2 protein-coding genes are annotated in these 1,648 nt (G+C 45.8%); both read left to right on the top strand.

Annotation, left to right across the window (positions count from 1 at the left end; genetic code table 11):
- Positions 1-92: 92 nt before the first annotated feature.
- Positions 93-1,010 carry a bifunctional helix-turn-helix transcriptional regulator/GNAT family N-acetyltransferase gene (locus tag ACWHAR_RS20700; RefSeq protein WP_041335202.1) on the top strand — a complete coding sequence of 306 codons (918 nt, stop codon included), beginning with the start codon at positions 93-95 and terminating at the stop codon, positions 1,008-1,010.
- The coding region (locus ACWHAR_RS20695; protein ID WP_452087687.1) for an MFS transporter at positions 1,007-1,648 on the top strand (642 nt) is incomplete at its 3' end. The genes ACWHAR_RS20700 and ACWHAR_RS20695, both read left to right, overlap by 4 nt.

Genomic DNA, 1,648 nt, shown 5'->3' with positions numbered 1-1,648 from the left:
AAAAGACCTCACTTTCTAACATATCGTTGACTAAGGCAACTATATGTGATTATAATTGGCTTAGTCAACAATATTAGAAAGTGGGGATTGATTTGAAAACAAGAGAATCATCTGTCGGATTAAAATTCAGAAAGTTCAATCGATTTTATACAAACGTCCTTGGTTTCCTTAATGAGCACATTTACGACAGCCCGTTTTCCTTAACAGAAACACGGATTTTATTTGAGATTTATAATACGCCTAATTGTACGGCAAAAGCTCTTCAGGATAAGCTGGGGCTTGACCGAGGATATGTCAGCAGGATTGTGAAGCAGTTTGAAAAAGAAGATTTGATCTATAAACAGAGGAGCAAAGATGACGCCCGCCACCATTATATTTTTGTCACAGAAACAGGAAAAACGATTTATAAAAAGCTGGAGGAGAAAGCCAACGAACAAGTAGAACTGATGCTGAATGAAATCAACCAAAAGGAGCAGTACAAGCTTGCCGAGGCGATGGCAGAGATTGAAGCGATCCTTTCACAGTCGCTTTCTGCCAGATCATCAGAAATATCGATTAGAGATTATTTTCTTTCGGAGGATCTTCAACTCCTTATTGAGAAACAAAGACAATTTTACGCGGAGGCTCACGGTTGGGATGACACGTTTTTAGCTTATCTCCAGGAGACATTTGACGCTGAAATCGAAAAAATATGGATTGCGGAAAGCGGCGGGAAATTTGCCGGCTCTGTCGGGTTGGTCAAGCACGATGAAAAGACAGTCCAGCTCAGATGGTTTCTGGTTGATGCGGATTTTCGGGGCAGGGGGCTCGGCACGCAATTGCTGGAGCATCTGGTTGCATACTGCCAAGACATGAAGTTTGACCGCATTTTCCTTTGGACGGTGAGCACGATGGCTGAGGCTCGTCCGCTCTATGAAAAATTTGGATTCAGGATAAGTGAAGTGAAACAAGAAGCGCCATTATGGGGACAGCAGCTGACAGAAGAACGGTGGGATTTGGAGCTGTCATGAAAAGACTGCATTATGCGTGGATTATCGTCTCCGTCACCTTCTTGATCTTATTGGCGGTTCAGGGGGTGCGGCTGTCGTTTGGTGCGTTTGTGGAGCCGTGGGAACGGCAATTTTCAATGGATAGAAGCACCATCTCGCTGATTTCGACGATGAGTTTTATTGTTTATGGCATATCACAGCCTGTGATTGGGCGGCTTGTGGACAAATGGGGTGCTCGGGCTGTTTTGTCAGGGAGTGCGTTACTGACAGGAGTCAGCATTTTCTTAACATACCTTGTGACTTCGCCTTGGCAGTTGTTTTTGCTTTATGGGCTGGGTGTCTCACTTGGAGTGGGCGGAGCATCGAATGTGGCGGCAAGTGTATTGGTCGTCAATTGGTTCAGCAAAAAGCGGGGACTAGCCTTTGGGATCATGGAAGCAGGCTTTGGCGCGGGGCAAATGCTTCTCGTTCCCGGCTCACTCATGTTGATCCATTGGTTTAGCTGGAAGCTGACGGTTGTGGTGTTGGGACTGCTATTAATCGTGATTGTCTTTCCGGCTGCGCTGCTGATGCTGCGGAACAATCCTTCAGAAAAGAATACAGAGCCGATAGGCGGACTGGCTGCATCAGAAAAAGAAACAGCACCCAAAACAACAGCT

Source organism: Bacillus sp. LR--39 (assembly GCF_053613335.1).
Note: the sequence above shows the minus strand (reverse complement) of the source record. Positions and strands in the feature narration are given on the sequence as shown.